Origin of the sequence: Arthrobacter sp. CAL618, assembly GCF_000468215.1 — a bacterium.
Classification (GTDB): Bacteria; Actinomycetota; Actinomycetes; order Actinomycetales; family Micrococcaceae; genus Arthrobacter_D.
Map to the genome: position 1 here is coordinate 1 of NZ_ASZW01000030.1, position 6678 is coordinate 6678.

Genomic DNA, 6678 nt, shown 5'->3' on the forward strand with positions numbered 1-6678 from the left:
CGCTCGAACGTCTTGGCGTCCCAGCCGATCAGGCCGAAGGTTGGCTTGAAGCTGCCCCACTCGTAGTTGTCCAATGCGCTCCAGTGCAGGTAACCGCGGACCTCGATTCCGTCGTCGATGCACCGGGCAACGGCTTCCAGGGCGCCGCGCGTGTAGTCGATTCGACGAGTGTCATCGCCGGTAGCAATCCCGTTTTCCGTGATGTAGATCGGCACGCTATTGCGCTGCCAGGAATTTCGGATGCCGTCCTCGATGGCTGCGGGGTAGTATTCCCAACCGGTGAGCGTTCGCTCGGCGTCGTCGTCAATCGGCAGCGGACCGTCAACGCCCACCTTGGTTCGGGTGTAGGCCTGGACCCCCACCCAGTCGTCACCGACGCAGGCCTCCAAGAAGACGTGCTCCCGTGTTCGGCCGTATTCTTCCGTGACATCCTCGGCCCCCGGTTCAGCCTGGTAGGCCTGGGTTGCGACCGACCAACCGGCTTGCTTGCCCGCGGCCTGCAATATATCGACGGCACGGCGATGCGCGGCGATGAGGTTCGTAGTGACCTCGGGGTTGCCTGCGGGAAGTCCGATCGAGGGGAAACCCTGCTCTGGGTCAGCAAGAACAGCGACCATGTTCGGCTCGTTGATGGTGCAGACCAGGTCGACCCCCTCGAGCACAGGCAGAGCGTGCTGAACGTAGCGGGCAAACCGCTCCACCGACCCAGCGTCCTTCCACCCACCGGCCCGGGCGAACCAGATGGGATTCGTGAAATGGTGCAGGGTCACCATTGGGGTGAGACCGAGTTCGACGGCGGTCGCCACCATCCGACGGTAGTGATCCACGGCGGCGCGGGAGACAAAACCCTCTTCCGGTTCGATCCGCGCCCATTCGATGCTGAAGCGGTAGGACGTCAGGCCGGCGTCGGCCAGCAATGTCATGTCCTCGCGATACCGATGGTAGCTGTCAGCAGCGTCACCGCTCGGGGCCTCGACTGGAGCGCCGGGGAAATGACCGTGCTCCCGCTGCCACCAATCAGAATTGACGTTGCCGCCCTCAATCTGGTGCGCCGCCGTAGACGCACCCCACAGAAATCCGTTTGGGAAGTTCATAGTCGACTACTTTCTGCCGGCGGAAGCCAGCTATTTGATGCCTGTCAGCGCGATGCCCTGCACAAAGTACTTCTGCAGCAGGACGAAAATGAGGAGGATTGGCAGGACCACGACGACGGCGCCAGCCATCATGAGGCCGTACTCCGCTGCATTCTGACCAACCGAGTACAACGCCAGGGCGACGGGCAGCGTGTAGCGGTCCTCGCTGGTGGCCACCACGAGGGGCCAGAGAAAGTTATTCCAGGACGCAAGGAACGTGAGGATGGTCAGGGTGGCGACGGCGGGCCCACACAACGGCATGATCACCCGGAGGAAGATTCGCCATTCACTGGCGCCATCAATGCGAGCCGCCTCAATGAGGTCATCCGGGAGGCCCAACATGAATTGCCGCATGAGAAAGACGCCCAGCGGTGCGATCAGGAAGGGCAGAATCAGCCCCGGATAGGAATTCACCAAACCAAGGTTGGCGGTCAGCACAAACAGTGGGACGAAGGTCACCACTCCAGGCACCATCAGCGTGCCAAGGACCAACATGAACAGGATCTTTTTCCCTGCGAAGTCCAGCTTCGCCAGGGCATATCCCACCATTGACGAGAAGATGATGTTGCCGGCGGTGACGAAAACCGCCACCACCAGGCTGTTGGTGAAGAAGGTGGCGAAGTCCAGCCGGACAAACAACTCGGTGTAGTTGTCGAGAGTTGGCTCCATGGGCCAGAAGTTCAGCGGGTACTGCCGAATCTCGGCCGTCGTCTTGAAGGATCCAAGGATCATCCACACGAATGGCAGGATCATCGCAATCATGCCGACTGCCAGCACAACGTACAGCCACAGCCTGGGGCGCTGCTGAAGGTGTGAGCGCTTACGGCTGGCGGGAACCGCAACGACCGGTGGTGCAACGGAGGTAGCCATGTCAGTCCTTCTTTCCAAGGATTCGGAACTGGATGAGGGACAGGATCACAATGGCGAGGAACAGGACGTAGCTCGCCGCTGAGGCGTAGGAATAGTTACCGAACCCAAACTGGTCATACGTGTACATGGCGGTCGAAAGGGTCGCATCGAGCGGGCCGCCACCAGTCATCACATACGGTTCCTCGAAAAACTGCAGGAACCCGATGCCGGTGATCACTGCCGCGAACAGGATCGGCGGCCGCATAGCGGGAAGGGTGACATTCCAAAACCGCTGCACGGCGGTTGCCCCGTCCATCATGGCCGCTTCGTGGTGCTCCCGTGGAACTCCCTGCAACCCGGCCAGAAAGATCACCATCAGGGTTCCGATATTGCGCCAGACCGCCATGAAAATAAGGGACGGCAGGGCCGTCAACTCATTTTCGAGCCAGTTAGGACCAGCGATGCCGAATACCCCCAGTAAGCCGTTCAGGAGTCCGTCCGGCTGCAGGATGAACCGCCAGACGATCGCGACCGCAACAATGCTGGTCACTACCGGGGCGTAGAAGCCCACCCTGAAAAGCGTGCGGAACCGGGTGATCCCGTTGTTGAGCGCCAGCGCCACCAGGAGGGCCACGGTCATGGTGAGTGGCACACCAACCAACACAAACGCTGCGGTGTTGACCAGGGAGCGGACGAACCGGGTGTCGTTGAACAGGGCGATGTAGTTCTCGAATCCCACGAAATTCACCCCGAACGGGCTTCGCAGGTCCCGGGTGGTCAGATCAGTGAAGCTCATGGCGAGGGATGCCACGATGGGCCCCGCCATGAAGATCACAAAAAGAATCAGGAACGGCGCAGCGAAACTCCAGGCGACGACAGTCTGCCGGCTCCGACGCGAGCGCGGTTTGCGCGACCGCGCCGGAGCTGGTTTTCCCGTTTGGGCGAGTGCCACTGTTACAGACCTGTCCCTATGCTTTCGGCCTGTCCCTGAATAGCGGCCAGCGCCTCATCGACTGTGGTGTCGCCGCGGGTGACCTTTTCAAGCTCCTGATCGATGACCGCCGACACCTGAGCCCAGGTCGGAATGGCGGGCGGTGCCTTGGAGTCCTCGAGCTGATCGGCAAAGACGCTCAGGTTGGGGTCCTCGGCGAAAGTGGGATCGTCGTAGGCAGCCTGGACGCTGGGCAGCGTGGTCGAAATGTCGTACCAGGCGATCTGCGTTTCGGGTTCACTGAGCCACCTCACGAATTTCCAGCTGGCGTCGCGGTTCTCGCTGTCATTGAACACAGCAAGGTTGCCGCCGCCGGTGAAACTGGTCCGCGCATCAGTGCCTGGGACCATCGCTACGTCGAACTGGTCGGCGAATCCTTCGCCGCCCTGCTCTTCAAGGAGACCAACGTGGAAGGGGCCGCTGAAGAAGGAGCCCACCTCACCGGAAATAAACTTCTGTTCAATCTCACCTGTCTCCAGCCGCACCGGATCTGAGATTCCCTCGGAGAAGAAGCTCGAGTAGTACTCGAATGCTGCCTTCCACTCAGGGGTCTCGAAGGTGAACTCGGAGCCGTCCTCGTTCATGATGTCCCCACCCTCCTGCCACACGAACGGTGCCAGGTACTGCCAGGAATCAAAGCCGCCCGGTGGCAGGGAGATGCCTGCCTCGGCGCCCTCCGCCTGGAGGCCTTCCGTGAAGGTCTTGAACTCGTCCCAGGTGGTTGGCGGTTCAACGCCGGCCGCCTCAGCCATGTCGGTCCGGTAGTAGAGGGCACGCGTGTCCACGTACCACGGGACCCCGTAGGCCACGTCGTCGACCACTGCCGTGCCCCAGGATCCTTCGAAGAAGTCGCCCTCATCGACGAGACCCTCGGGCGTCGGTTCCAGAGCCCCGGTTGCCGCAAACTCACCCACCCAGGTGGTGCCCAGCATTGAAATGTCAGGGGTCTCTCCGCCCGCGATGGAAGTGGCGATGCGGTCATGCGCGCTCTCCCAAGGGACCGGAGTGACGTTGATGGTTACGTCAGGGTTCTCAGACTCGAAGTCGGCGGCCAACTGGTCGAGAATCTCACCCTCATTGCCCATCGCCCAGATGGTGACCTCTCCGGTTGCGGGAGCGTCGTCGATGGGGCCACCGCCCTCGGGTCCGGACGCACTTCCCTCTTCGCGTCCGCAGCCTGTCAGTGCGAGTGCGCCGATGACGGCCACCGCGCTCCATGATCGCCATTGATTCATAGTCTTGCCTCCAGTAGGTGTGGTGAACACTCCGCAGGACACGGCTTTCGCCGTCGGAGTTCGTTGTCAAGCTACCACAAAAACCTTACATGCGGAAGGTTTTTATTTCCGGTCATGCGATAGGTTTTTGTCTATGACTATGCCCCCCGACCGAAAACGCGGCAGTTATGCCAAAGGCCAGGCAAAGCGCCAGGAAATTCTGGACGCTGCGCTTGTGGTCTTCGGGCGCAGCGGATTCCACAGCGGGTCCCTGCGGGAGATCGCCAAGCGGGTTGCACTCACACCGGCCGGGTTGATGCACCACTTTGCGACGAAGGAAGAACTCTTCACTGAAGTGCTGCGCCAACGTGACGAGCGCGTCAAGGATGCTGCCGGCGATGTTGCCGAAGACACCCTGCTACAACAGATGCGCCGGGTGGTCTCCTACAACCAGACCACCCCGGGGCTCACCTCGTTGTACACGGTGATTGCGGCCGAAGCCACCAACGCAGACCATCCGGCTCACGAGTATTTTGCTGCCCGGTACGCCGATCGGGCACAGCAGACGGCGAAGATCCTCGCCGACGCACAGCGCGATGGCCTGGTGCGTAGTGACCTCGACGTCCACCATGCGTCGCGGTTAATCGCTGCGGTGATGGATGGCCTGCAGCAACAGTGGCTGCTCGATGACACCGTCGACATGACCGCGGTCTTCGACGAGTTTGTCAGGGGATACTTTCTGATTCCGGCACCCGCTGGGGTGCCGGAATCAGAAGAGCGCTAGTTTTCGCCGAGGTTGGTGCCAAAGATTTGAGCCTCGACCAGCGGCCGGACAGCCTTCTCGAAGCCACGGTCTACAAAGTAGTCCTTCAGCCTGTCCTTTTTCTGCTCATTGAGGATCGCACCCATGATCATTGACTGGTCCAGGCTGAGATAGCGCTCGGCTGCGGTGCCACTGCCCACCGCGACCGAGTCATAGAATCCGCCGGGCCCGTAGGCGCCGAGATTGTTCTTGATGCCATCGAGGTTTTCCAGTACCGCCGTGCGATCGTACGGTAGGGCGAGGAATGCCGCGTGCGGCGTCACGACCCCGTCGCCAAATTCTGGCTCCGGGTTCGCGGCTTCCCGGCAGCCCTCGTACCCCTTGTCGACGTCGGTGCTCTCGACGTCGCTCGCGTAGCCGGTGCTGCTGATTCCGATCTCCTCGACCCCGTACTCGCGGTAGGAGGCGAACGGATCACTGGCGGGCGAGAAACCCCAGTACCCATAGCCGGCCTCCTCCAGGCCATGCTCAATGTGAGCCCGCACTGTCGCTGCATGGTTCGGCGCCCAGGAACGCTCGCCCCAGTCCGCCTCGGGGACGAAGAGGTCGGGCATCAGGGCTTCGAACATACTTCCGCCCCACGCCGGGACAAGTTGCATGCCGCGGTAGGAATATACCCCCTCAAAGACACTCACGCCAAGGTATTCACGGGTCTCACCGGTCGGCTTCTGCTCCTGCCAACCGAAGTCGCAGCCCCGATCCGGCATGGTGCGATAGGTCCCATAGTAGGCGGACGGCGGAATCTGGCCGTTGGCAATACCGAGATAGGTGGCTATGCGCGCCTCACTCACCGATGTGTCGTACCAGTGGCACGTGTAATAGACGTCGGGACCCTCGTCACCGTAGTTGTCGGGAACCGCACACCCGTCCCCGGGCGGCGCATCCCAAAACCCACCGCGGTTGAGGCTGACGCCCTCCCGGGCATTGAGGTCGTGATAAAAGCCGAAATCCATGCTGTCATAAAGTGCATCGGCCTGCCTGGCGAGGCGTGGTTCGGCCTCGGCCACCACCCTGAGTGCTGCGGCGAGCCAGCCGTTATCAACGGTGCTCAGGAATGGGTGAACGACGTCGCCGCTATCCGGCCAGGTCGTCAGCTTGCTGCCGTCGGTGGGTGAGTACCAGTTGTAGTACATCCCGCTAGGCTCGTGCACTTCGAGGGTTTCAAGGGTGTCGAGGGTGGTTGCCAGCCGGGCACTCGCCTCCTTCCGATCAATGATCTTGAGATCCCGGGCCGCAATGGTCGACCACAGATAGCCACCAATGTTCGTGGGGCTCGTGTACTCGCTTGGCGTGGTGAGATCGCCCTCGATATTGTCGGCGGGCAGTCCGGTCGCATCATCGGTCATCGCTGCGAGTGACAGCCAGGTGTCGGCGGCGTACTGATTCAACGGGTCGGCTTTTTTGCCCACATCGGGTCCACCTGCAGGGCCGGCGACAGCGGCCGAGGGAACAACGAGGGACAGGACCGCTGCGGTTACTCCCGCCGCGAGTGCCGCCCTACGTCTGACTTTGGGACTGGGGTCAAGCTGGTTGCGGTGCTGGGCTGCATGGGCATTGGCATGGGAACTCCTTCGTTCATCCGATGAGGAACAGGGTTCCATAGAAACCTTACACGCGCAAGGTTTCTGCGTGGCTCTGCCGTTTTCCGGTCAGGAACGGCCGCGCGGG

At 61.5% G+C, this 6678-nt stretch carries 6 protein-coding genes; 1 reads left to right on the forward strand and 5 read right to left on the reverse strand.

Annotated elements, in window-relative coordinates:
* From K728_RS0101590 to K728_RS0101605, 4 genes are all read right to left on the reverse strand, one after another.
* The coding region (locus tag K728_RS0101590) for a glycoside hydrolase family 1 protein (protein WP_024475642.1) at window positions 1–1094 on the reverse strand (1094 nt) is incomplete at its 3' end.
* 30 nt (window positions 1095–1124) lie between these two features.
* The gene (locus K728_RS0101595) at window positions 1125–2003 is read right to left on the reverse strand and encodes a carbohydrate ABC transporter permease (RefSeq protein ID WP_019482084.1); all 879 of its coding nucleotides are present in this window, start codon (window positions 2001–2003) and stop codon (window positions 1125–1127) included.
* 1 nt (window position 2004) lies between these two features.
* Window positions 2005–2934: a carbohydrate ABC transporter permease gene (locus K728_RS0101600; RefSeq protein WP_019482083.1), complete on the reverse strand. Its 930-nt coding sequence runs from the start codon at window positions 2932–2934 to the stop codon at window positions 2005–2007.
* A gap of 2 nt (window positions 2935–2936) precedes the next feature.
* Entirely contained in the window at window positions 2937–4208 is a 1272-nt protein-coding gene (locus tag K728_RS0101605; protein ID WP_024475643.1) for a sugar ABC transporter substrate-binding protein, read from the reverse strand.
* 133 nt (window positions 4209–4341) lie between these two features.
* Here K728_RS0101605 and K728_RS0101610 point away from each other — a divergent pair, with 133 nt between their 5' ends.
* Window positions 4342–4971, forward strand: a complete 630-nt coding sequence (locus K728_RS0101610) for a TetR/AcrR family transcriptional regulator (protein ID WP_035746769.1) — start codon at window positions 4342–4344, stop codon at window positions 4969–4971.
* Here the strand turns inward: K728_RS0101610 and K728_RS0101615 are convergent.
* On the reverse strand, window positions 4968–6611 hold the full coding sequence (locus tag K728_RS0101615) for a glucoamylase family protein (RefSeq protein ID WP_024475644.1): 1644 nt from the start codon (window positions 6609–6611) through the stop codon (window positions 4968–4970). The two genes, K728_RS0101610 and K728_RS0101615, sit on opposite strands and share 4 nt — an antisense overlap.
* Between the last annotated feature and the right edge of the window lie 67 nt (window positions 6612–6678).

What these genes read in the sequence shown, in the direction of transcription:
- K728_RS0101610 (WP_035746769.1), top strand. Translation starts at nt 4,342, where the DNA reads ATGACTATGCCCCCCGACCGAAAACGCGGCAGTTATGCCAAAGGCCAG.
- K728_RS0101605 (WP_024475643.1), bottom strand. Translation starts at nt 4,208, where the DNA reads ATGAATCAATGGCGATCATGGAGCGCGGTGGCCGTCATCGGCGCACTC.
- K728_RS0101615 (WP_024475644.1), bottom strand. Translation starts at nt 6,611, where the DNA reads ATGGAACCCTGTTCCTCATCGGATGAACGAAGGAGTTCCCATGCCAAT.
- K728_RS0101595 (WP_019482084.1), bottom strand. Translation starts at nt 2,003, where the DNA reads ATGGCTACCTCCGTTGCACCACCGGTCGTTGCGGTTCCCGCCAGCCGT.